Origin of the sequence: Sphingomonas anseongensis (genome assembly GCF_023516495.1) — a bacterium.
Lineage (GTDB): Bacteria > Pseudomonadota > Alphaproteobacteria > Sphingomonadales > Sphingomonadaceae > Sphingomicrobium > Sphingomicrobium anseongensis.
On record NZ_JAMGBC010000001.1, the window covers coordinates 1,545,975 to 1,568,663 of the forward strand.

General features: G+C 65.3%; 18 protein-coding genes. 7 read left to right on the forward strand and 11 right to left on the reverse strand.

What is annotated here, in order from left to right; genetic code table 11:
• Positions 1 to 42 precede the first annotated feature (42 nt).
• Both LZ519_RS07980 and LZ519_RS07985 read left to right on the forward strand, forming a co-directional pair.
• Positions 43 to 1,011, forward strand: coding sequence for an aspartyl/asparaginyl beta-hydroxylase domain-containing protein (locus tag LZ519_RS07980; RefSeq protein WP_249868155.1), 969 nt, complete (start codon positions 43 to 45; stop codon positions 1,009 to 1,011).
• A gap of 59 nt (positions 1,012 to 1,070) precedes the next feature.
• Positions 1,071 to 1,604, forward strand: a complete 534-nt coding sequence (locus tag LZ519_RS07985; RefSeq protein WP_249868156.1) for an acyloxyacyl hydrolase — start codon at positions 1,071 to 1,073, stop codon at positions 1,602 to 1,604.
• Between the two features lie 10 nt (positions 1,605 to 1,614).
• Here the strand turns inward: LZ519_RS07985 and fumC are convergent, their stop codons facing one another.
• Both fumC and LZ519_RS07995 read right to left on the reverse strand, forming a co-directional pair.
• Entirely contained in the window at positions 1,615 to 3,006 is a 1,392-nt protein-coding gene (fumC, locus tag LZ519_RS07990) for a class II fumarate hydratase (protein ID WP_249868157.1), read from the reverse strand.
• Between the two features lie 105 nt (positions 3,007 to 3,111).
• The gene (locus tag LZ519_RS07995; RefSeq protein WP_249868158.1) at positions 3,112 to 3,591 is read right to left on the reverse strand and encodes an SspB family protein; all 480 of its coding nucleotides are present in this window, start codon (positions 3,589 to 3,591) and stop codon (positions 3,112 to 3,114) included.
• 57 nt (positions 3,592 to 3,648) lie between these two features.
• Between LZ519_RS07995 and LZ519_RS08000 the strand changes: the two genes are divergently transcribed.
• Complete coding sequence (locus LZ519_RS08000; RefSeq protein WP_249868159.1) at positions 3,649 to 4,026, forward strand: histidine triad nucleotide-binding protein; 378 nt, start codon at positions 3,649 to 3,651, stop codon at positions 4,024 to 4,026.
• A gap of 97 nt (positions 4,027 to 4,123) precedes the next feature.
• Complete coding sequence (locus LZ519_RS08005; protein ID WP_249868893.1) at positions 4,124 to 5,701, forward strand: amino acid permease; 1,578 nt, start codon at positions 4,124 to 4,126, stop codon at positions 5,699 to 5,701.
• Here the strand turns inward: LZ519_RS08005 and LZ519_RS08010 are convergent.
• Positions 5,698 to 8,394 carry a [protein-PII] uridylyltransferase gene (locus LZ519_RS08010; protein WP_249868160.1) on the reverse strand — a complete coding sequence of 899 codons (2,697 nt, stop codon included), beginning with the start codon at positions 8,392 to 8,394 and terminating at the stop codon, positions 5,698 to 5,700. The genes LZ519_RS08005 and LZ519_RS08010 overlap by 4 nt on opposite strands.
• Positions 8,391 to 10,994: a DNA mismatch repair protein MutS gene (gene mutS, locus LZ519_RS08015; protein ID WP_249868161.1), complete on the reverse strand. Its 2,604-nt coding sequence runs from the start codon at positions 10,992 to 10,994 to the stop codon at positions 8,391 to 8,393. The genes LZ519_RS08010 and mutS overlap by 4 nt, the downstream gene beginning before the upstream one ends.
• Before the next feature lie 76 nt (positions 10,995 to 11,070).
• On the opposite strand from mutS, the gene LZ519_RS08020 reads away from it, so the two are divergent.
• Positions 11,071 to 13,374, forward strand: coding sequence for an NADP-dependent malic enzyme (locus tag LZ519_RS08020; RefSeq protein WP_249868162.1), 2,304 nt, complete (start codon positions 11,071 to 11,073; stop codon positions 13,372 to 13,374).
• Here the strand turns inward: LZ519_RS08020 and LZ519_RS08025 are convergent.
• Together LZ519_RS08025 and LZ519_RS08030 are read right to left on the reverse strand one after the other, a co-directional pair.
• Positions 13,352 to 15,439 (reverse strand): RelA/SpoT family protein, encoded by a 2,088-nt coding sequence (locus LZ519_RS08025; RefSeq protein ID WP_249868163.1) that lies wholly within the window; start codon positions 15,437 to 15,439, stop codon positions 13,352 to 13,354. The genes LZ519_RS08020 and LZ519_RS08025 overlap by 23 nt on opposite strands.
• Before the next feature lie 84 nt (positions 15,440 to 15,523).
• Positions 15,524 to 15,844 (reverse strand): CC_3452 family protein, encoded by a 321-nt coding sequence (locus tag LZ519_RS08030; RefSeq protein ID WP_249868164.1) that lies wholly within the window; start codon positions 15,842 to 15,844, stop codon positions 15,524 to 15,526.
• Positions 15,845 to 15,962: 118 nt separating this feature from the next.
• Between LZ519_RS08030 and LZ519_RS08035 the strand changes: the two genes are divergently transcribed.
• On the forward strand, positions 15,963 to 16,463 hold the full coding sequence (locus LZ519_RS08035) for a winged helix-turn-helix transcriptional regulator (RefSeq protein WP_348539387.1): 501 nt from the start codon (positions 15,963 to 15,965) through the stop codon (positions 16,461 to 16,463).
• 59 nt (positions 16,464 to 16,522) lie between these two features.
• Here LZ519_RS08035 and rpoZ read toward each other — a convergent pair whose 3' ends face one another.
• Positions 16,523 to 16,864 (reverse strand): DNA-directed RNA polymerase subunit omega, encoded by a 342-nt coding sequence (rpoZ, locus tag LZ519_RS08040; protein ID WP_249868165.1) that lies wholly within the window; start codon positions 16,862 to 16,864, stop codon positions 16,523 to 16,525.
• A 123-nt stretch (positions 16,865 to 16,987) separates the two neighbouring features.
• On the opposite strand from rpoZ, the gene LZ519_RS08045 reads away from it, so the two are divergent.
• Positions 16,988 to 18,148 (forward strand): phospholipase D-like domain-containing protein, encoded by a 1,161-nt coding sequence (locus LZ519_RS08045; RefSeq protein ID WP_249868166.1) that lies wholly within the window; start codon positions 16,988 to 16,990, stop codon positions 18,146 to 18,148.
• 4 nt (positions 18,149 to 18,152) lie between these two features.
• On the opposite strand, the gene LZ519_RS08050 is transcribed toward LZ519_RS08045, so the two are convergent.
• The 4 genes from LZ519_RS08050 to LZ519_RS08065 all read right to left on the reverse strand — a co-directional run bounded on the left by LZ519_RS08050 (position 18,153) and on the right by LZ519_RS08065 (position 22,585).
• Positions 18,153 to 18,800, reverse strand: a complete 648-nt coding sequence (locus LZ519_RS08050) for a class I SAM-dependent methyltransferase (RefSeq protein ID WP_431358095.1) — start codon at positions 18,798 to 18,800, stop codon at positions 18,153 to 18,155.
• Between the two features lie 102 nt (positions 18,801 to 18,902).
• Complete coding sequence (locus tag LZ519_RS08055; RefSeq protein ID WP_249868167.1) at positions 18,903 to 21,260, reverse strand: CDC48 family AAA ATPase; 2,358 nt, start codon at positions 21,258 to 21,260, stop codon at positions 18,903 to 18,905.
• A 98-nt stretch (positions 21,261 to 21,358) separates the two neighbouring features.
• Complete coding sequence (locus LZ519_RS08060; protein ID WP_249868168.1) at positions 21,359 to 22,123, reverse strand: SDR family NAD(P)-dependent oxidoreductase; 765 nt, start codon at positions 22,121 to 22,123, stop codon at positions 21,359 to 21,361.
• A complete protein-coding gene (locus tag LZ519_RS08065; protein WP_249868169.1) occupies positions 22,124 to 22,585 on the reverse strand; it encodes a peptidylprolyl isomerase in 462 nt (153 codons plus the stop codon). It abuts the gene before it with no gap.
• Positions 22,586 to 22,689 lie beyond the last annotated feature (104 nt).

The following is a 22,689-nucleotide window of genomic DNA, read 5'->3' on the forward strand; positions in this document are numbered from 1 at the left end:
GCCCGCGCGACAAGCGGACATGCGAAGCAGGGCCCTATTCCAGTGAGCACGAACGCGGCGGACCTCGGGACTCTCCTCGACCGGGGCGACGAATATGCGGCTCGCGGCGACGCGCGCGCGGCGATGAGCTTTTACCAGGCCGCGCTCAAGCAGGCGCAAACGAGGCCACGCGTTGAACCGCAACTCGTGCCCCGGCTCCAGCGGGGTCGAGACTTCGTGCAGCACGCGGCCGCCACTTTTGCGGCCGCGCTGGACAGCGCGGTGGAGGACAATTTGCCCTCGGACGCCAACGGACAGCTCCGGGTCCGCCACGCGCTCGACATGCTCAAGGGCCGCCGCGAGGTGTATCCGCAGCAGCCGGCGGTGCTCTATTATCCCTACCTCGCCCAGCGTCAGTATTTCGAGCGCGAGGAGTTCGGCTGGGTCACGGAGCTGGAAGCGGCGACGCACCTGATCCGCGAGGAGCTTAAGGCGTTGGTCGACGAAGCTGCGGATTTTCGGCCCTATGTGCAGAACGATCCCGACCGTCCCCACCGGGATTTCGGCGGGCTCAACGAGGACCCCAGCTGGACCGCGCTCTACCTTTGGAAAGACGGCGAGGTGGTCGAGGAGAATGCGCGCCGCTGCCCACAGACGATGGCTGCTCTCAAGAAGGTGCCGTTAAGCCGGATCGGCTCCCGCACACCGGCCGTGCTCTTTTCGCGCCTGGAGCCCGGGGCGCACATTCCGCCGCACAGCGGGATGCTGAACTGCCGCCTGATCTGTCACCTTCCTCTGATCGTTCCGGCCGGTTGCTGGCTTCGGGTCGGCAACGAGAAACGCGAGTGGGAGGAAGGCAAGCTCCTGATCTTCGACGACAGCATCGAGCATGAAGCCATAAACCCGACGGGCCAGTTGCGGATCATCCTCCTGTTCGACATCTGGCGCCCCGAGGTGGGCGAGGAGGAGCGAGCGGCCATCTCCGCGATCTTCGACGAGATCGACAAGTTCCGGGGGCTGCCGGACGCCTGAGCCAACGGCACCAATGCCGCTCCCGATCATTGAAGCCGCGAACTTTTCGGGAGATCGAAGTGAAGAGACTCGCGATCGCAATGTTGGGCGCCGCTGCGGCCCTGTTTCCGGGCCCCGCTTTTGCCGGCGAGCTGTTCGGCGGTCTCTATGCCCATGGCGTCGATACTCCGCTGACGCTCGGCGGCCACGTCGAGGATGGAGTGGACCTGCAGCTCGGATGGCGCGGGGGTGATATCGCCAGGGTCTTCGGCGGCCGGCTTCAGCCCTACGTGTTCGGCGCTCTGAACAGCGCCGGCCACACCAGCTATGCCGCTGTCGGCCTATCCGCGAAGTTCGGTAGCACGGTCTACGTGCGCCCCGGTCTCGGGATTGCTGTCCACACAGGATCGGATGCCGAGTTCGACAATCCGTTCAACGACAAGATCGAGTTCGGCTCGCGCGTGCTGTTCGAGCCGGAGCTGGCGATCGGAGTTCAGGTCGCACCGCGAGTCAGCGCCGAGGCCAGCTGGGTGCACCTCAGCCACGCGCAATTGTTCGGAAAGCAGAACCCGGGGATCGACAATGTCGGCGTCCGCGTGAACGTCGCGTTCTAGTCCGGCCGCTTCAGCGGCCGACCATCGTCTCCGGCTTCACCACCCGCGCGAAAGTCTCCTCGTCGACATAGCCGAGCTCGAGCCCCGCTTCTTTCAGGGTCTTGCCGGTCTTGTGGGCGTGCTTGGCGATCTCAGACGCCTTGTCGTAGCCGATCTCCGGAGCGAGAGCCGTCACCAGCATCAGCGACCGGTTCATGAGGTCGGCAATCCGCTGCTCGTCGGGCTCGAGGCCATCGAGACAACGCTCCGTGAAACTCTGCATCCCAGTAGACAGGAGATTGATCGAACGGATGACGTTGGCGCCGATCAGCGGCTTGAACACATTGAGCTCGAGGTGCCCCTGCATCCCGCCGACGGTGACGGCGAAATGATTGCCCATCACCTGCGCCGCAACCATCGTCAGCATTTCGCACTGCGTCGGGTTCACCTTGCCCGGCATGATCGAGCTCCCGGGCTCGTTCTCCGGCAGCTTCAGCTCGCCGATTCCGCAGCGCGGACCCGATCCCATCAGCCTTATGTCGTTCGCGATCTTCGTCAGCGACACCGCGAGGGTGTTCAATATCCCCGACAGCTCGACCAATGTGTCGTGGGCCGCCATCTCGGCGAACTTGTTCGGCGCTGAGGTGAAGGGCAGCCGAGTGAGGTTCGCGACCTCCTTGGCGAAGGCTTCTGCGAAGCCTTTTGGAGTATTGAGGCCGGTACCCACCGCCGTCCCGCCCTGGGCGAGCATGTAGAGCCTCGGCATCGCCTGCTCGATCCGGTCGACGTTCGCCTGCATCTGCGCCGCGTAGCCGGAGAACTCCTGGCCGAGCGTTAGCGGGGTCGCGTCCTGCAGATGGGTCCGGCCGATCTTGACGATCGAGTCCCACTTGGCCGCCTGCCCGGCCAGCATTTCCTGCATCGCTTTGGCCGCCGGGAGCAGCTTCGACATCACAGCGCGGGCAGCGGCGATATGCATGGCCGTCGGAAAGCTGTCGTTCGACGACTGGCTCTTGTTCACATGGTCGTTGGGATGGACGGGGCTCTTGCCGCCGCGCTTGCCGGTGAGCTGCTCGTTGGCCCGGCCGGCGATCACTTCATTGGCGTTCATGTTGGACTGGGTACCCGATCCGGTCTGCCAGATGACCAGCGGGAATTCCCGGTCCAGGTCGCCCCGCGCGACCTCCGCCGCCGCCTGCTGGATTGCTTCGGCCACCTCGGCGTCCAGCAGGCGGTGACGCGCATTAACCCGCGCGGCCGCCTGCTTGATGAACCCGAACGCGTGGATGATCTCGATCGGCAGCTGCTCGCGAGGCCCGAACGGGAAGTTGCCGATCGAGCGCTCCGTCTGCGCCCCCCAGTAGGAGTCGCCTGGAACCTCGATATCGCCGAAGCTATCACTTTCGGTGCGGGTCGGTGTCATCTTCGCCCCTAAATTCGTCATGCTGAACTCGCTTCAGCATGCATTGCAGGGCTGCGCGTAGCGCTGAATGAAGTGCTCGTCATGCCCCCGGCACGACTGCGCGCTTCATTTTTTGCGCGTAAAGTCCACGCTTACCACGTTGGAGCCGTCGTCATCGGCGGCCGTGGGCGCATCGTTCTCCGCCTGGTCGTGGGTCTCGTGGACCGGATCGGCGGCATTGGCCTGGAACTTGAGGCTGAAGTCGACCGCGGGATCGACGAAATCGGTCACCGCGGCGAACGGGACTCGAAGGCTTGCCGGGACTCCGCCGAAGGAGAGGCCAACCGAAAAGGCATCCTGCCCGACCTTGAGGTCCCAGAATCGGTGCTGGATGACGATCGTCATCTCCTCGGGAAAGCGCTCCAGCAGGTGCTTTGGAATTTCGACCCCGGGCATCCGCGTGCGGAAGCTGATGTAGAAATGATGGGCGCCGGGGAGACCGCCGGAGCGCTCGACTTCGCCGAGGACTCGGCCGACAACGTCGCGCAGTGCCTCCTGCACGATCTCGTCGTAAGGGATCAGGCTTTCCGGAGTCTCGTCGGTCATCGGTTCCGGTGGTAACGAGGCGGCGTTCCCGGTCAAGCGGACTCAACGGAGTGAATCGTGCCGATCGATCCGACAAAGCCTTATGATGAAAGCAACATCTTCGCGAAAATCCTCCGCGGCGAGCTTCCGTCCAAGAAGGTGTACGAAGACGAATGGGCGCTCGCCTTTCACGACATAAACCCGCTGGCGCCGGTCCACATCCTCGTGATCCCGAAGGGACCGTATGTCTCGTGGGACGATTTTTCCGACAGGGCGTCGGACGCCGAGATGGCCGGATTCGTCCGGGCGGTCGGCAAGGTCGCCCGGGACCAGCAGCTCGTCGTCGGCGGCTATCGGCTGCTCGCCAACACCGGCAAGCGCGCAGGACAGGAGGTACCTCACCTGCACGTGCACATTTTCGGCGGCCAGCCGCTCGGCCCCATGTTGGCGCGTTAGTCGAATTCGCCGTTGCGCGAGCGGCAGCAGCCGCTAGGCTCCGCGCCGAAACGTCATTGAGGGGAGTCTAATGGCCACAGCAGCACCGCGGGAGAACCTGTTTCTCGGCCGCGTCAAACCACTCGACGCGATCCTGGCGACTGCCGAGAAAAAGAGCCTGCACCGCTCGCTTGGCGCGTTCCAGCTGACCCTGCTCGGTATCGGCGCAGTCATCGGCACCGGAATTTTCGTGCTGACCGCCGAGGCTGCCCAGAAGGCCGGCCCGGCAATGATGATCAGCTTCGTGATCGCCGGCTTCGTCTGCGCGGTCGCTGCGCTCTGCTATTCGGAGCTTGCGGCGATGGTCCCAGTTTCGGGCTCCGCCTACACCTACACCTACGCCGTGATGGGCGAGCTTCTCGCCTGGATGGTCGGTTGGGCGTTGATCCTCGAATATGCCGTCGGCGCATCAGCAGTCGCGGTCGGCTGGTCTGGATATTTCGTCGGCTTGCTCAAGAGCTGGGGGATAAACTTCCCGACGGCTCTTGCCGTGGGTCCTAGCCAGGGCGGAATCCTCAACCTTCCGGCCGTCGGAATCGCGCTCCTCGTTACCGGCCTTCTGATCATCGGTACCAAGGAGAGCGCGCGCTTCACCTCGGCCCTCGTGCTGGTGAAGGTCGTGGCGCTGTCCATCTTCGTTATCCTGACCTTCCCGGTGCTCAACGGCGCTCACTTCGAGCCGTTCATCCCCAATGGCTGGGGCACCTATGGAGTGGTCGGCGCGGCCGCATCGATCTTCTTCGCTTACGTCGGCTTCGACGCGGTCTCGACCGCGGCGGAGGAGACGATCAATCCGCAACGCAACGTGCCGATCGGCCTCATTGGCTCGCTCCTCTTCTGCACCGTCTTCTACCTGCTGGTAGCCGCCGGAGCGATCGGCGCGATGGGCGCCGACCCAGTTCGCGACGCGGCCGGACACGTTCTCGCGCCGGGATCGGCCGAGCTTGCCGCGCAGTGCAAGGCCGTCGTTGCCGGCGGAATGACCGAGCCGCTCACCTGCTCGAAGGAGGCGCTTGCGCACGTGCTCCGCACGATCGGCTATGAGCGGATAGGCGACCTCATGGGCGTCGCAGCCTTCATCGCTCTTCCGTCAGTGGTGCTGATGATGATGTTCGGCCAGACCCGAATCTTCTTCGTCATGGCTCGTGACGGCCTGCTTCCGGAGCGCCTCTCGGACGTTCATCCGAAGTTCCGCACTCCGCACATCGTCACCGCCTTCACTGGCATCGTTGTGACGCTTGCGGCGGCCTTCCTGCCGGTCGGCAAGCTTGCCGATTATTCGAATTCGGGGACGCTGTTCGCCTTCGCGATGGTCGCCTTGGCTGTGCTCATCCTTCGCCGGAAGGATCCGAGCCGCAAGCGTCCGTTCCGCACTCCTGCGGTGGCGATCATCGCTCCAATGGCGATCATCGGCTGTATCGGGCTCTACCTGTTCCTGCCGACTCTGGCGAAGCTGGTGCTGATCATCTGGGGTGCGGTCGGCCTGCTGATCTACTTCGGATATTCGCGCAGCCGCAGCCATGTCGGCCGCGGGATCATCGAGGTTCCGGAGCTTGCAGCGGACGCTCCCAAATCGGTCGGCGTTCCGCCGATGCCGGGCGCACCGGCACCGGGAAGCGACGCCGAACGCGACTAAGCTTCGTCTTCGCGGGCGGCGGCCAAAAGCGCCGCCCGCAAATCTTCGATCTGCTTCTGGCTGAGCTTCTGCCTGCGCTCATTGCTCAAGTAGAAAACGTCCACCGCGCGCTCTCCGTAGGTCGCGATGTGCGCCGAGTGGAGCCGGTGCCCGCATTCGTGGATCGCGCGGGCAAGCCGGGCCAGAAGGCGCGGCCTGTCCAGCGCATTTACCTCCACCACCGTGGTCCGGCTCGACGCTCGCTCGGCTATGGCAACCGACGGCGCGACGTTGAATGCGGCCGCCTTGTCCCCGCTTCGAAGCGGCGGGCCGAGGCTCGGCACCTCCTCGCTGGTAATCGCTGATTCGACCGACCTCACCAGCCGGTTCCGAAGCCTCTTGTCGCGATAGGGCTGGCCCTGCGAATCCTGAACGAGCAGGTTGTCGAGCGCCATTCCGTCCCGAGTAGTGTGGATCCTGGCGTCGATGATGCTCGCGCCCGCGCTCGCAAGGCCCGCGCAGATCCGGAAGAACAGCCCCTCCCGGTCGGGCGTGAAAACGCTGATTCGGGTGGCGCCCCGCGCGGGCTCATCTTCGGCGACGATGGTCGGTTCTGCTTCGCCGATGCGCGCTTCCGCGGCCGCAACCTGGAGTGCGTTCGACCGCTGGACGTCCTGGGGCTCGGCAAGCCAGTAGCTGTCCGGCAGGCGCCGGGCGTAGGCTCGGGCGATCTTGGGCTTCCATTGGAGCGTGTGGAGCAGTTCCGACTGCCGCTGCTCGACGATTTCACTCCGCCCGCGCTGCTTGTGGCCAAGCCGCAGCTTTTCCTCCGCGGCATCGAACAGCGACCTCAGCAGGATGCGCTTCCAGTCGTTCCACACCCCTGGGCCAACGGCACGGATGTCGACCACCGTCAGGATCAGAAGCAGCCGAAGCCGCTCCGGACTCTGCACCTGCCGGACGAAATCCTCGATGGTCTTGGGATCGGCGAGGTCGCGCTTGAACGCGGTCGAGGAGAGCAAGAGATGGTGGCGAACCAGCCAGGCGACGGTTTCCGTCTCGCCCTCGTCGAGGCCGAGGCGCGGGCAGATATCCATCGCGACTTCGGCGCCGAGCACGCTGTGATCGCCGCCGCGTCCCTTGGCGATGTCGTGGAGGAGCACGGCCACATAAAGCACCCGACGCGAGGCGATCTGGTCGAACAAGGCGGTCGACAGCGGGTGGTCTTCAACAAGCTCGCCCCGCTCGATCGCCGCCAGAAGCCCGATCGCCCGGATCGCGTGCTCGTCGACCGTATAATGGTGGTACATGTCGAACTGCATCTGGGCGACGACGCGGCCGAAGTCGGGAATGAACCGGCCGAACACGCCCGATTCGTTCATCCAGCGAAGGACAACATCCGGCGAGTGAACGCTCGTCAGAACTTCCATGAAAAGAGCATTGGCGCGCGGGTCCTTCCGAACCCTCGACTTGATCAGCTTCGAGCATTGAGTGGCGGCGCGCATTGCCGCCGGATGGATCTCCAACTGCTCGCGGGCGGCGAGAGCGAACAGCTCCACCAGCCGCACCGGGTCTTCCTCGAAGAAGCTCTCACCGGGGATCGACAGCCTGCCGCGGTCGAGGACGAAGCCGTTGAGCGCCTTCGGCCTGCGGCGAATGGCGGGAAGGGCGAAACGGAATCCCTTCTTTGCCATCTTCTCGTCGAGCTGGGCGAGGAACACCCCGGTCAGGTCGCCGACATCCTTCGCGTTGAGGAAGTAGAAGTGCATGAAGCGCTCGACTGCCGACTTCCCCGGGCGGTCGGCGTAGCGCATGCGCTTTGCGATCGCCTTCTGGTACTGGAAGCCCAGCCGCTCCTCCGCACGGCCCGCCTCGACGTGGAGGTGGCAACGGACTGCCCAGAAGAAGCGTTCGGCCCGCTCGAAATGCGCGAATTCCTCTGCCGTCAGAAGCCCGACCGACACCAGGTCGGCCGGCTCGCGGACGTCATAGATATACTTGCCGATCCAGTAGAGCGTCTGAAGGTCGCGAAGCCCGCCCTTCCCGTCCTTGACGTTGGGCTCGACCACGTAGCGGCTGTCGCCCATCTTCACGTGCCGCTCGTCGCGCTCGGCAAGCTTTGCGGCGACGAACTCGTCGCCCGATCCCGTCACGATCTTGGACCGGAAGCGCTTCCAAGCCGCCTCGAAAATCTCTTCCGTTCCCCACAGCAGCCGCGCCTCGAGGAAGGCGGTGCGAACCGTCATGTCGGTTCGGGTCAGCGTGATTAGCTCGTCGATCGAGCGAAGGGAGTGGCCGACCTTCAGCTGCAGGTCCCACAGCAGGTAGAGGACCGACTGGACCGTCTTGTCGATCTCCGCGGACGGCTTGCCGCTGGTAAGGAACATGAGGTCGAGGTCGCTGTACGGCGCCATCTCGCCGCGCCCGGTCCCGCCAAGGCCGACGATCGCGACCTCCGGCGGAGCGTCGCCCGTCACAAATTCGAACGCGAGGCGAACAATCTGTGCGTGCAGGTAAGCCGTCGACCGGGCGGCGGCTCGCCCACGGCCGGGGTGGGCGCGGAGACGCTTCTCGATCTCGGTACGGCCGCGCTCCAGGCCGCTTAAGAGAACCTTGGCCGCCTTCGCGGAGCTAGCGCTGCGGATCTGGTCGCCGAGCTTGCGCGGGTCGATGATCGCCCGCCGATCGTCGACCGGCTCGAAGGGCGCGTTCACTCGCCGCCCCGTTCCGCCCACAATCTCTTGAGGCGGTACAATGTTTCGAGCGCCTCGCGCGGAGTCAGCGCGTCGGGGTCGATAGTGCCAAGCGCGTCAGCAAGCGGGTCCGCTGCCCGCTCTGGCTCGGCCGATGAAGCGAACAGGGGCAGGTCGTCGAGGCCCGCTGCGATGCCACCGGTCGCGTCGCGCCCCGCTTCCAGCTTGGCGAGCACCGCCTTCGCCCGGGCGACCACTGCGGGCGGAAGCCCTGCGAGCTTCGCGACGGCGATCCCGTAGCTGCGGTCCGCGGCGCCGTCGGCGACCTCGTGGAGGAGGACAAGATCGCCCTTCCACTCACGCGCGCGCACATGGTGGAGCGACAGCGCGTCGAGCCTTCCGGCAAGGCGGGTCAGCTCGTGATAATGAGTTGCGAACAGGGTCCTGCATGTGAGCTTGTCGTGCATCGCCTCGACCACCGCCCAGGCGATCGCGAGCCCGTCGTATGTCGACGTGCCGCGGCCGATCTCGTCGAGGATCACCAGGCTCTGCGGAGTCGCCTGGGCAAGGATCGCCGCAGTCTCGACCATCTCGACCATGAAGGTGGAGCGGCCGCGGGCGAGGTTGTCCGATGCTCCGACTCGGCTGAACAGGCGGTCGACCAATCCGACCCTGGCACGCGCCGCCGGAACGAAGCACCCCGTCTGGGCGAGAACCGCGATGAGCGCCGCCTGCCTGAGGAAGGTCGACTTGCCGCCCATGTTGGGGCCCGTGATCAGCCACAGCCGGTCGTCGCGGCCCAAGCTGAGATCGTTCGCGACGAAGCGCTCGCCGCTTGCCGAAAGCGCGCTTTCGACCACGGGATGGCGGCCGCCCTCGACCTCGAGGCAGGCCTCTTCGGTAAGCTGCGGGCTAACCCATCCGCTCTCGGCGGCACGCTGCGCATTGCCGGCGGCGACGTCGATGCGCGCCAAGGCGTCAGCGGTGGACAGAATCCTCGAGCTGTCGGCGACCGCCAGCCTGGTCAGCTCTTCCAGGTGCTTTGCTTCGAGCGCCAGCGCATGGCCTCCGGCCTCGACCACTCGCGCGGCTTCTTCGTGAAGCTCGGGCGAATTGAATCGGACAACGCCGGCGAGAGTCTGCCGGTGCGTGAAGCCGCTGTCCGGCGCCATCAGCTTGTCCGCATGCCTCGCCGCGACCTCGATATGATAGCCGAGCACCGCGTTGTGCCGGATCTTCAGCGAAGCGATTCCGATCGAGTCGCGATACCGCGCTTCGAGCGCCGCTATGGCCCGGCGGCCGTCGCTCGATGCGGCCCGAAGCGAGTCCAGCGCCTCGTCGAACCCTTCGGCAATATATCCGCCCTTGGATGCGTCGAGCGGCGGCGATTCGACGATCGCGGCAGCGAGCCGGTCGACCAGCGCTGCGTGACCGCCGAGGAGCGGAAGCATCTGATCGAGCATCGCCGGACGCTCGCTTTCCGACTCCAGCTCCCGCCGAAGCTCCTGCGCTCCGGATAGCCCGTCGCGAAGCTGCGCGAGGTCGCGCGGACCGCCACGCCCGGCGCTCAGCCGTCCAAGCGCCCGCGCGAGATCGGGTAGCGCTTTCAGCGCCGAGCGTGTGCGGTCGCGGCGAAGCTGGTCCTCGTGGAACCAGCCGACGAGAGCGAGCCGCCGCTCGATCCCAGCCTTGTCCATCAGCGGCGCCGACACATCCTCCGCCAGAAGCCGTCGTCCGCAGGCAGTGACGCAGCGATCGATCTCGCCAAGCAGGCTTCCGGCGACTCCGCCCTGCGCCGACCGAGTCAGCTCGAGGCTCTCCCGGGTCGCCGAATCGATCTGCATGTGCGCTGACCGGGCGATTCGAACAGGCGCATCGAGCAGAACCCGGGCGCCTTTCTGGGTCGCGTCGAGATAAGCGAGAAGCCCTCCCGCAGCCGCAAGCTCCGCGCGTCCCGGTGCCCCCATTCCGTCAAGCGTCGACAGCCCGAACCGTGCCTTGAGCGACCGCTCTCCGGAGATGCTGTCGAACCCGCCTTGCCCGGCGCGCGTCCGCACTCCCGGCACGGACCCATCGGCGACCGTCTCGGCCGGCGACAGCCTGGCAAGCTCCGACGCGAGTTCGCCCGGACCGCAGGCGACCAGCTCGAACCTGCCCGTCGAAATGTCCGCAGCAGCAATCGCCCAATCGTCTCCGGCACGCCCGATCGCCGCCAGCCAGTTGGCCGAGCTCGATTCGAGCAACGTCTCTTCGGTGAGGGTCCCGGGCGTGACCAGCCGAACGATCGCCCGCTCCACGAGTGTCTTCGAGCCGCGCGCCTTTCGCGCCTCCGCCGGGCTCTCGATCTGTTCGGCGATTGCGACCCGGTGCCCGCCCTTGATCAGCCGGGCGAGGTAGGATTCGGCGGAATGGACCGGCACCCCGCACATCGGAATCGGCTCTCCGGCATCTTCGCCGCGCTTCGTAAGCGCGATGTCGAGGCAGGCGGCGGCGATCCGCGCGTCGTCGAAGAACAGCTCGAAGAAGTCGCCCATGCGATAGAAGAGCAGCGCGTCCCCCGCCTCCTCCTTGAGGCGCCGGTACTGCGCCATCATCGGGGTTGGGGCGTCGGCTCTGGCCATGCGGTCAACCGTAGCCGCTCGGCGTGACTCTTCCCACACCCTTTGGCTAAAGCCCCCGCTCAAGGGAGCGGCGCGAATGAGCGACAGCAATATCAAATTCTCTGAAAAGGAAGCGCTCGACTTCCACTCGCAGGGTCGGCCGGGGAAGATCGAGATCGTCGCGACCAAGCCGATGGCGACGCAGCGCGACTTGAGCCTGGCTTATTCGCCGGGGGTCGCCGTGCCCGTCCGGGCGATCGCCGCGAACCCGACCCTCGCCTATGATTATACCGCCAAGGGCAACCTCGTCGCCGTCATCTCCAACGGGACCGCAATCCTCGGCCTCGGCAATCTCGGAGCGCTGGCCGCCAAGCCGGTGATGGAAGGCAAGGCGGTGCTGTTCAAGCGCTTCGCCGACGTGGACGCCATCGACCTCGAGCTCGCGACCGAGGATTGCGACCGCTTCATCGACGCCGTCGCCCTCCTCGAGCCAAGCTTCGGCGGGATCAACCTGGAGGATATCGCCGCTCCGGACTGCTTCGTCATCGAGCAGACGCTTCGCGAGCGGATGAACATCCCGGTCTTCCATGACGACCAGCACGGCACCGCAATCATCACCGCCGCCGGCCTGATCAACGCCTGCCACCTCACCAACCGGAAGCTGGGCGACATCAAGGTGGTCGTGAACGGCGCGGGAGCGGCGGCGATCGCCTGCACCGAGCTGGTCAAGGCGATGGGCGTCAAGGGCGGCAACGTCATCATGTGCGACCGCAAGGGCGTGATCCACAAAGGCCGGACAGACCTCGACCAGTGGAAGTCGGCCCATGCCGTGGAAACCGACGCGCGGACGCTTGCGGATGCCCTGAAGGGCGCCGACGTCTTCCTCGGCCTCTCGGCTGCCAACGTCCTCACTCAGGACATGCTGAAGCAAATGGCGGATCAGCCGATCATCTTCGCCATGGCGAACCCCGACCCGGAGATATGGCCGCCCGACGCGATGGAAGCCCGCCCCGACGCGATCATCGCCACCGGCCGCTCGGACTTCCCCAACCAGGTCAACAATGTGCTGGGCTTCCCCTTCATCTTCCGCGGAGCACTCGATGTGCGCGCCACCGCGATCAACGACGAGATGAAGATCGCCGCCGCCGAGGCCCTCGCCGAGCTCGCGCGCGAGCCGGTCCCGGAGGAAGTTGCGGCTGCCTATGGCGGTCGCTCGCAGAGCTTCGGCCGCGACTACATCATCCCGGCGCCGTTCGACCCGCGGCTGATGGAGGTCGTCGCCTCCGCCGTCGCCGAAGCGGCGATGAAGAGCGGAGTCGCACAAACGACGATCGAGGACTTCGACGCCTACCGCCACGAACTGCGGGCGCGGCTCAACCCTACCGTGTCGGTGCTCAGCCTCGCTTACGAAGCCGCGAAGTCCAATCCGAAGCGCGTCCTGTTCGCCGAGGGCGAGGAGCCCAACGTTCTTCGCGCGGCCATCGCCTTCCGCGAAGCGGGCTACGGAACTCCGGTGCTGGTCGGCCGCGAGGACGTCTACGGCCTCCTCCGCGAACTCGGAGTGGACGATCCCGAAAGCTACGAGGTGCTCAACAGCCGCAATTCGCCTCTGGTCGGGCGAGCCGTCGATCACATCTATGAGAAGCACCGGCGCCACGGCCTGCTGCGCCGCGAGGTCGAGCGCATGATCAACCAGGACCGCAACTATTTCGCCGCGGCGATGCTCGCGCTCGGCGAAGCGGACGCGATGATCACCGGTACGACCCGCCCGTTCAGCCAGTCGCTCCGACAGGTCCGCCAGGTGATCGACGACGAGAAGGACGCGACTCCGTTCGGGATCAACCTGGTCGTCTCCCGCAATCGCACGGTCCTGATCGCCGATACAGCGGTGACCGAGCGCCCCGACGCTCACCAGCTCGCCGCCATCGGCATGCGCGCGGCCGGCTTCGCTCGCCGGATGGGGCTGGAGCCGCGAATCGCCTTCATCAGCTACACGACCTTCGGCAACCCGCCGGGCACCCACATCGAGGACCTTCGCGGCGCGGTCAGCCTGCTCGACGGGATCAACACCGACTTCGAATATGAAGGCGAAATGGCGCCCGACGTGGCGCTCAACTACGAGATGCAGAAGCGCTTCTACCCGTTCACCCGGCTGAGCGGCCCCGCCAACATCCTCGTGATGCCGGGACTTCAGTCGGCCAACCTGTCGTCGAAGCTCCTGAAGAACCTTGGCGGCGAGAGCGTGCTTGGGCCGTTCATCGTCGGCCTCGAGCTTCCGGTGCAAATCGCCCCGATGACCGCGACCGCGTCGGACCTCGTGACTTTGGCGGTTCTGGCCGCCGGAAGCGTGCGTGAGCGGATGCCGGCGAAGAAACGGGCTAGATCCGCTCCACCGAACTGACCGGGTCGGCATCCCTCAACGCGGCAATGATCGCGTGCAAATGCGCGAGGTCGTGAACCTCGATGTCGAGGTGGAAGGTCTGAAAGCTGCCGTCGCGGTGGACTAGGTGAAGGTTGACGATATTGGCGTGCTTCGCGCCGAGGATGCCCGCCATCGTCCCCAGCGCGCCGGGCACGTCGTGGAGGATGATCGAAAGCCTCGCGGAGCCGCCCGAACCTTCGCCCCAGGCCAGGTCCAGCCAGTCGGCATCGACTCCGCTCGCAAGCGTATCGCAGCCGATCACGTGAACCTCGATCTCCTCATCCTCGCGGCGAAGGCCGACAATTCGATCGCCCGGAATGGGGTGGCAGCAGGTCGCCAGATGATAGGCCACCCCCGGGGTGAGGCCCTTGATCGAGATCGCGGTGCGCTGTGCGGGCGGGCGGGGGGCGACGTCGCCGCCGGCCGAGCCGGGCATCAGCGATTCCATCACTTCCTCGTCGGAAACACGCTTCCTCGCGATCGCGATCATCAGCGCGTCCTCGTCTTCCATCGACAGCTTCTTGAGCGCGCGGCGTAAGGCGTCCTCCGCCAGCTCGGCGGGAAGGCGTTCGACGATGTCCTCGTAGATCTTGCGGCCGAGCTCGATCGTCTCGTCGCGCTCCTTGTGGCGGACGAACCGGCGGACTCCGGCGCGAGCCTTGCCGGTTGCGACGAAGCGGAGCCAGGAAGGCTGCGGGTGCTGCGCCTCCGACGCCAGGATTTCGACCTGGTCGCCATTCTCCAGCATCGTCCGCAGCGGGACCACGCGGCCGTTGACCTTCGCTCCGACGGTTCGGTCGCCAAGGTCGGTATGGACCGCATAGGCGAAGTCGACCGGGGTCGCGCCCTTGGGCAGCTGGATCAGCTCGCCCTTGGGAGTGAAGGCGAAGATCCGGTCCTGGTACATCGCCATCCGGGTGTGCTCGAGAAGCTCCTCGGGGCTCGCGGCATGCTCCAGTATCTCGACCAGCTCGTCCACCCACGGGATCTTCAAATCCGCCTTGGGCTTGCCTTCCTTGTACGCCCAGTGGGCGGCAAGGCCGCGCTCGGCCTGTTCGTGCATCGCCTTGGTTCGGATCTGGATTTCGATCCGCATCTGCGAATCGTGGATCACCGACGTGTGTAGCGAGCGGTAGCCGTTGCGCTTGGGGGTCGAGATGTAATCCTTGTAGCGGCCCGGAACCATCGGCCAGCGCTGGTGGATGAGGCCTAGCGCCCGGTAACAATCCTCGACCTCGTCGACGATCACGCGGAACGCCATCACGTCGGACAATTGCTCGAAGCTGATGTGGCGCTCGGCCATCTTGCGCCAGATGGAATAGGGATGCTTTTCCCGGCCGGTGACTTCGGCCTCGAGGCCATTGTCGGCGAGATGGAGCTGCAGGCCGAGCCCGATTCGGCTGACGAGGTCACCGCCCTGCTCGTGAAGCTGCTTCAGCCGCTTGGTGATCGAGGCGTAAGCGTCCGGCTCCAGCTGGCGGAACGCGAGCGTCTGCATCTCGGTCATCATTTCGTACATTCCGATCCGCTCGGCGAGCGGAGCGTAGATATCCATCGTCTCGCGGGCGATCCGCCGCCGTTTCTCCTCCGCCGGCACGTGGTGGAGCGTGCGCATGTTGTGGAGCCGGTCGGCGAGTTTCACGAGCAACACGCGGATGTCGTCGGACAGCGCCAGAAGGAACTTGCGCAGATTCTCGGCGGCCCGCTCGTTCTCCGACTGCGCCTCGATCTTGCTGAGCTTGGTCACGCCGTCGACGAGACGGGCGACGTTCTTCCCGAACAGCTTCTCGATCTCCTGAGGAGTCGCCAGCGTGTCCTCGATCGTGTCGTGCAGGATAGCGGTTGCGATCGTCTGGTCGTCGAGCTTGAGATCGGTGAGAATTCCCGCGACCTCGATTGGGTGGCTGAAATAGGGATCGCCTGAAGCGCGCTTCTGGGACCCATGTGCCTTCATCGAGAAGACGTAGGCGCGGTTGATCAGGCCTTCGTCGGCATCGGGATCATAGGCCCGAACCCTCTCAACGAGTTCATATTGTCGAAGCACTCGCCCTAGATGGGGGGACGGGCCGTACTTGTGCAAGAAAGAAAGGCCGCGCCCGGGGAGGAGGGGCGCGGCCCTGGGCGAAGGTTAGCGTGCGTTGGCCAGTGCCTGGCTCTTGTCGCCACGAGCGGAGGCGTTGCAGCGCTCGAGGTCCGCGGCAGCCATCTCGCGGCCGTCGACGACGAAGGATTCGATGCGGCCCGCCTGCTTGGCGAGGCCCTGGCAGAGGACCGCGGGACGGCTGTTCTGGGTCGATCCGGTGCAGGCGCCTGAACCGCAGGTCCACAGGATGTCGCGGGCGGGGATCTTCGCCGGCGCCTGTGTGGAAGTCTTCGCGGTATAGGTGGCGGCAGCGGCTGGGGCGGCGATCAACGCGGAAGCTGCAAGTGCAATCAACGGACGGATCATCGCGTCCTCCTGTTTATTGGTTGCGAGTCGAAACGTATATCCTATGTACGTTGCATTTCGCAACTATTATTTTGCGGCCATTCGTGCTTTTGACGAGTCGGGAAGGGAGTGTGTGAGCGTGAGCGTGATCGACTCAAAGTCCGGCCCGGATATCGATGCCTTCCGGGAAGCCGCGCTTCGCTGCCCCATACCCGCCGCAGTCGAGCTGATCGGCGAGAAATGGGCATTCCTCATCCTTCGCGGCGCGTTCAACGGCCTCCAGCATTTCGAGGAATTCCAGGCGGGCCTGGGAATCGCCCGCAACATCCTGTCCGACCGGCTCGCGAAGCTGGTCGCGGGCGGAATCCTCGAGCGCTCGCCCGATCCGTCCGACCGGCGGAAGGTGATCTACTCGCTTACGACGAAGGGCGAAGCTTTGCTTCCGGTCGTTCTCTCGATCCGCCAGTGGGGCGAGGACTGGGGCTATGGCGAGATGGAAATCGTGCTCGCCGACTCGAAAGCGAGGCGGCCGGTTCGCCGAATCCGCGTGCTTGCCGAAGACGGCCGCGAGCTTGCGCTGGGCGACATGACTTGGATCAGCCGCGACGAGCTCCACGACAAGGCCGACAAGGCGGCCTGAACTCTCGTTGATTTAGCTTGAACGACTACTCGGCCATGCCCCCGGTATGGCCTGCGTGGTCATTCGTAATCGCCGCCGCTCGGGGTCGGGCGCGGCGGAGCCGCGGCGGTGAGGCGAAGGGCCTCGGCGGCCTCGCTCAGCGACGCCAGCTCCTCGGTCTCGTCTTCTTCGTCGATCCGAACCTTCTGCAGGTTGGTGACGATCGCCTCCTGGAGATCCTTGGGCTTCAAGGTCTCTTCGGCGATCTCGCGAAGGGCAACGACCGGATTTTTGTCGCGGTCGCGGTCGATGGTGAGGTCGGCACCGCCGGAAATCTGGCGCGCGCGCTGAGCCGCGAGCAGGACGAGGTCGAACCTGTTCGGGATCTTGTCTACGCAATCTTCGACTGTAACGCGCGCCATCTATCGCTTCTCCGCAGAGCTATATGGGATTTCGGGAAGGCCGCGCCAATAGCTGGCGACGAGGAAAAACGCAATCATTCCGCTTCTTGCCCGCGAGCGCCGCGACAGGCACACCCGCATTGAATGGCCGACCAGCCCAACCGCACCCGCTCACCGATCCGCGCCGAAGTCGCCGGCAACCGGCTGGAAGTGATTGAAAGCGGTCACGGCCGTTTGAAGGCGGTGCTCGACCTGATCGCGGGCGCGAAGACCAGTCTCCACGTGCTGATGTACATGTTCAACGCCGACGAGGCGGGCGACGCGGTCCGCAGCGCGCTCGATGCCGCCGCCCGCCGGGGTGTCGACGTCAAGCTGCTCATCGATGCGTTTGGGTCCGCCGCGCCGCACCCGTTCCTCGACGTCCTGAAAAGGAGCGGAGGCGATTATTGCGTATTCAACCCGACCTACGGCCGGCGCTACCTGGTCCGCAACCACCAGAAGATCATCGTCGCCGACGAGCAAATCGCCATCATCGGCGGCGCCAATATCGACGAGACCTACCTCAGCGACACTGGACCTGAGCATTGGCGGGACATCTGGCTTCGGATCGAAGGGTCCGAGGCCGCAGTCGCGAGCCGCTATTGCGACGGCCTGTTCCGCTGGGCCAAGCGCAAGCATTCCACGCTTCGTTCGCTAAGGCGCCTGATCGGCGAATATAGCGAGTGGCGGGGCTTGCTGCAGTGGAAGTTCAGCGGCCCTTTGAGCCTTCGCAACAGCTGGTGGCGGGCGATCGGCCGCGACATGAAGCGAGCCAGGCGGCTCGACATGATCTTCGCCTATTTTGCTCCACCAGGCGCGATGCTTCGGCGTATCGGCCATGTCGGACGGACAGGGGAGGCCCGGCTGATCATGGCCGCTAAGTCCGACAACAACACGACCATCGCAGCGGCTAGGCACACCTATGGCCGCCTGCTCCGCAAGAAGGTGAAGATCTTCGAATACCGCCCGGCGAAGCTGCATACGAAGCTCGTCGTGGCCGACGACATCGTCTACATCGGCTCTTCCAACTTCGATTACCGCAGCTTCTACCTCAACATGGAGGTCATGTTGCGGATCAAGGATGCCGGCTTCGCCGACGCCATGCGCGGATATTTCGAGCGCGAGCTGATAAATTGCAGGGACATCACGCCACGGCTCTACAGGCGACGAGCGACGATCTGGCGCCGGGTCAAATGGGCGCTGTCGCACTTCATGGTGAACATCGTCGATTACAGCGTGACGAGGCGACTCAACCTGCGCGCCTGAGTGCTCAGCCCTCTTTCGTATAGGCCCAGAAGAGGGTCGCGGGCGGCACGTTGATCCATTCGAATCCGCGATCGATGTGGTCGAAGTGCGGCTTGATGAAGTCGAGCACCTTCGGGCTGAACTGGTAGACCAGGAAGGCGCCGCCGGCGCGAATCACCCGCGACGTCGCCTTGGCGATCGCGTCTCCCACACCGGGGGGAAGAGTCGAGAAGGGCAGCCCCGACAGCACGTAATCGGCGGCCTCGAAGCCGTGCTCCTTGACGATGCTCTCGACGTCGGCCGCGGAGCCGGTGACCGCGACGAACCGCGGGTCGTCGATGGAATTGCGAAGGAATTTGACGAAATCCGGGTTGGTGTCGATCGCGATCAGAGTCGAATCCTCGCCCATCTTCTCCAGGATCGACCGGGTGAACGTCCCGACACCCGGGCCATATTCGACGAACAGCTTCGTGCTTTCCCAATCCACCGGCTTCAGCATCCGCTCGATCAGGATCTTGCTCGACGGGATGATCGAACCGACCATCACCGGATGCTTCAGGAAGCCGCGAAAGAATTGCCAGTGCGGGCTGGTCGACCGCCGCACCGCCCGCCGCGCCATGCGCCGCGGGCCCTTCAATGTTCTGGCGGTCGAGGTGTGCAAGTGTTTCTCCATTCGATGGGCTCGCTGCGTTGGCAAATGCTACGGTCGTTGGCAAGGTTCCTCCGGCCGGCGCGCGTGCCCGTTCGAGCGTCGCGCAAGCCAGGCCGAGTTCAGTTACTCGTTCCGCGGGCGGGGTTGGATTTCAGACGCTGCGGGCGCGGGCGGGGACTCCTTGCCGGCGCGCGGCCGGAGCATTCCGGGAAGCACGAAGCCGATGCCGGTCGGACGAACGGCATCGCTTTTCAGCGTGTCCTGGATACGGTCATATTCCTCGAGCATCTCCGGTGTGACGGAAGCCCTGGTTTCCTCAAGCGCGCCTTCGAAGTCGGCCATGGTCACCTTGCCGGAATCGAGGCCGCGGCGGAGCGCCATCAGCCCCGCCCTTCGAACCAGGTCCTCGAGATCGGCGCCGGTGAAGCGCTCGCTTCGCTGCGCCAGCGATTCCAGGTCGACATCGTCGGCTAGCGGCATGTCGGCCGTGTGGATCGCCAGGATCCTGCGCCGTCCGGCGGTGTCGGGCGGAGCCACGTATATCAGCTCGTCGAACCGGCCCGGACGCAACAGCGCCGGGTCGATCAGGCTCGGTCGGTTGGTCGCGCCCATGACGACGACGTTATTGAGCTCTTCCAGCCCGTCCATTTCCGCGAGGATGGTGTTGACCACCCGTTCCGTGACCTGCGGCTCGCCAAGCCCGGCTCCCCGCGCCGGGACCAGGCTGTCGATCTCGTCGATGAAGATGATCGTCGGCGCGACCTGGCGGGCCCGGGCGAACAGGCGGGCGATCTGCTGCTCGCTCTCACCGTACCACTTGCTCAAAAGGTCGGACGATTTGGTGGCGATGAAGTTGGCATGGCTTTCGCGAGCCGCAGCCTTTGCGAGCAAGGTCTTGCCCGTTCCGGGCGCTCCGTAGAGCAGGAAGCCCCGCGCCGGGCGGATTCCGATTCGGCGGAAGGCCTCGGGATGCTTCAGCGGAAGTTCGATCCCCTCGCGAAGCTTCTCCATCGCAGCGTCCAGCCCGCCGATGTCCGACCAGCGGATCTGCGGCGCTTCGACCATGACCTCGCGCATCGCGGAGGGCTGCACCCGCTTGAGCGCATTTTCGAAGTCGGCGCGCTGGACCGACAAAGCGTCGAGCACTTCCGGCGGGATGGTGTCTTCGTCCGGATTGATCCGCGGCATGATCCGGCGGACAGCCTCCATCGCCGCCTCGCGAGTTAGCGCCGCAAGGTCGGCGCCGACGAAACCGTAGGTCCGGCGCGCGAGATCCTTGATGTCGACGTCGGGCGCGAGCGGCATTCCGCGGGTGTGGATCTCGAGGACCTCGCAGCGGCCCTGCTCGTCGGGAACCCCGACGACGATCTCGCGGTCGAAACGGCCCGGCCGGCGAAGCGCTTCGTCGAGCGCCTCCGGCCTGTTTGTCGCGGCGATCACGACCAGGTTCTGCCGCGGCTCGATGCCGTCCATCAGGCTGAGAAGCTGCGCGACCAGCCGCTTTTCGGCTTCACCGGTCACCTGACCGCGCTTCGGCGCGATCGAATCGATCTCGTCGATGAAGATGATCGAGGGCGCCGAGGCCGCGGCCTGCTCGAACAGTTCGCGAAGCTTGCGCTCGCTCTCGCCATAGGCGGACCCCATGATCTCGGGGCCGGCGATGCTGAAGAATTGCGCGCTGCTTTCATTGGCGACTGCCCGCGCGAGGCGGGTCTTGCCGGTGCCGGGCGGGCCATGGAGGAGAACGCCCTTTGGAGGATCGACACCGAGCCTCTGGAACAGCTCCGGGTGGCGGAGTGGAAGCTCAACCATCTCGCGGAGAGCATCGATGGTCCCGTGCATTCCGCCTAGGTCGTCATAGGTGACGTCCGCGCGGCGGTCGCCGGCCTCGCCGCCGAGGAATTCGGGGAGCAGCTCGACGTCGGTCTTGGCGTCGATATGGACGATGCCTTTAGGCGTGGCTGAGACGACGACGAGCCGTACTTCCTGTAGAGCGAATGCCGGTGCGTTGAGCATCTGCCGGACCGCATCGGGAATGTCGGCATTGACCCGCTGGTGGCCCGCCGTCGCCACCGTATCGCCTTCGCAAAGCGGCCGCCCGGCGAAAGTGCGCTTCAACGCTCCCGCCGATCCCTGCAGCCGGACATTGTCCTGCGCCGGAGCGAAGACGACCTTGGTTGCTGGCTTGGATTTGGCCTTGCGGATTTCCACGAAATCACCGGACCCTACACCTGCATTGGCGCGCGACAGGCCGTCGAGGCGAACGATCTCCAGCCCTTCGTCCTCGCCGAACGGGCGGATCGCACGGGCGGCGGTCGCCCGCTTGCCGGTAATTTCGATGGTATCCCCCTCGTTGAGGCCGAGGTCTTCCATGAGCTTTGCGGGGAGCCGCGCGATTCCGCGGCCGCTGTCGCCCGGCGGCAGACTGGCTACCTGGACGCGCCTGACCTTCGGCCGTTCCGCCACTTCAGTGTCCGCCATTGGCTCTCCTCTTGGCCCGCTCGGCCCCTGTGCAACGAAACGGCGGGCGTCCTGTCGAGTTCAATTTGGTACCGTCGTCTCCGGTTAAAAGCCCCGAGTCAAAACTTGATCGCCGCGGTGATCTTCCGAAGCAACGCCCGCGGAGCGAGCCGCGTCGAGAAAGCGCCGACCTTGTTGAGCGCTCCGGGCACGACCACCGCCTTGTTCCGGTCGAGGGCGTGGAGCGCCGCCCGGACGACGCTTGGCGCGTCCATCGCCCACCGATCGAACGCGCCATTGCCCTTGAAGCCGGCCACTTCGCCGAACTCCGTCTTCGTCGGGCCGGGACACAAGGCGACGACTTTCACACCCGCGCGCCGCACCTCTTCGTGGAGCGCTTCCGAAAGCGACAGCACATAAGCCTTGGTCGCGAAATAGACGGCCATGCCAGGGCCTGGCTGGAAGGCCGCCGTCGACGCAACATTCAGAATCGCACCGGATCGGCGCTCGACCATCGCCGGAAGGACGGCCCGGCAAAGATCGGTCAGCGTTCCGCAATTGAGATCAACCATCTGCCGAAGCCGCTTGGCGTCGGCCTTCGCGAAGCGGCCGTGGAGGCCGAAGCCGGCGTTGTTGACGAGCAGATCCACGGTCTCGCCCGCCTGCTCGATGTCGCGCATCAGCTTTGCCGCCGCCCCTGCCTTGCCAAGATCGATCTCGACGGCGCGCGCATTGCCCAGTTCCGCCGCCAGCGAGTCGAGACGGTCCTTGCGGCGGGCGACGAGAACCAGGCGGTGGCCACGCATCGACAGCTGTCGGGCGAATTGGGCGCCTATACCGGCCGATGCGCCGGTAATGACCGCGACGGCGGCCGGCGCTTTCACCTAATTGCTCGTCGTGACCGTTGCCTTCTCGATCTTGCCCGGGTTTGCGGGCGGCTCGCCCTTGGGCAGCGCATCGACATATTCCATCCCGCTCTCGACCTCGCCCCAGACCGTATATTGGCCGTCGAGGAAGTGCGCGTCGTCGAAGCAGATGAAGAACTGGCTGTTGGCGCTGTCGGGGTTCTGCGCCCGGGCCATCGAGCAGGTGCCGCGGACGTGCGGCTCGCGGGAGAATTCCGCCTTGAGATTGGGAAGCTCCGAAGAGCCCATTCCGGTCCCCGTCGGATCGCCGCCCTGCGCCATGAATCCCGGGATCACGCGGTGGAAGAGAACGCCATCGTAAAAGCCCTGGTTCGCGAGCGTCGTTATGCGCTCGACATGGTCCGGCGCCAGGTCCGGGCGGAGCCGGATGACGACGTCTCCGCCGGTGGAAAGGGAAAGGGTCAGCCGGTCGTCCGCCATCTTTATGCTCCTGTTACTCTGGAATTCGGGCGGCTTTAGGCGCGCCACGGTGCTTGCACCAGAGTCCGTCGGACAATAGGAGGGCGTCGAGCGTCGGGAAGGGG

Bases quoted from the DNA above. Each gene is read 5' to 3' on its own strand.
- LZ519_RS08030 (WP_249868164.1), bottom strand. From the start codon at position 15,844: ATGATCCGTCCGTTGATTGCACTTGCAGCTTCCGCGTTGATCGCCGCC.
- LZ519_RS08050 (WP_431358095.1), bottom strand. From the start codon at position 18,800: ATGGAGAAACACTTGCACACCTCGACCGCCAGAACATTGAAGGGCCCG.
- mutS (WP_249868161.1), bottom strand. From the start codon at position 10,994: ATGGCCAGAGCCGACGCCCCAACCCCGATGATGGCGCAGTACCGGCGC.
- LZ519_RS08055 (WP_249868167.1), bottom strand. From the start codon at position 21,260: ATGGCGGACACTGAAGTGGCGGAACGGCCGAAGGTCAGGCGCGTCCAG.
- LZ519_RS08020 (WP_249868162.1), top strand. From the start codon at position 11,071: ATGAGCGACAGCAATATCAAATTCTCTGAAAAGGAAGCGCTCGACTTC.
- fumC (WP_249868157.1), bottom strand. From the start codon at position 3,006: ATGACACCGACCCGCACCGAAAGTGATAGCTTCGGCGATATCGAGGTT.
- LZ519_RS07995 (WP_249868158.1), bottom strand. From the start codon at position 3,591: ATGACCGACGAGACTCCGGAAAGCCTGATCCCTTACGACGAGATCGTG.
- rpoZ (WP_249868165.1), bottom strand. From the start codon at position 16,864: ATGGCGCGCGTTACAGTCGAAGATTGCGTAGACAAGATCCCGAACAGG.
- LZ519_RS08065 (WP_249868169.1), bottom strand. From the start codon at position 22,585: ATGGCGGACGACCGGCTGACCCTTTCCCTTTCCACCGGCGGAGACGTC.
- LZ519_RS08045 (WP_249868166.1), top strand. From the start codon at position 16,988: ATGGCCGACCAGCCCAACCGCACCCGCTCACCGATCCGCGCCGAAGTC.